General features: G+C 30.4%; 1 protein-coding gene. It reads left to right on the forward strand.

What is annotated here, in order from left to right; translation table 11 throughout:
- Nucleotides 1–46: 46 nt before the first annotated feature.
- Nucleotides 47–217: winged helix-turn-helix transcriptional regulator (locus D9V42_RS15030; protein WP_142927616.1), on the forward strand; the 171-nt coding region annotated here is incomplete at its 3' end.

Consider the following 217-nt stretch of genomic DNA (forward strand, 5'->3'; position numbering starts at 1 on the left):
GTCATACTCCCCAATTCATCCAGTGCAGTAGTTAATGTTTTAGGTAATGAAACATTTAATATCAATAGTAAGATGCCTAAAAAAGAAGCTAAAAGAATTGGAAAAAGATGGACTTATTACACGTACTATTTATCCAGTTATGCCACCTAAAGTAGATTATAAACTAACTGAATTAGGAAAATCTCTAAAACCATTAGCAGAAGAATTATATAACTGG

The organism is Staphylococcus pseudoxylosus (assembly GCF_003697915.1).
Classification (GTDB): Bacteria; Bacillota; Bacilli; order Staphylococcales; family Staphylococcaceae; genus Staphylococcus; species Staphylococcus pseudoxylosus.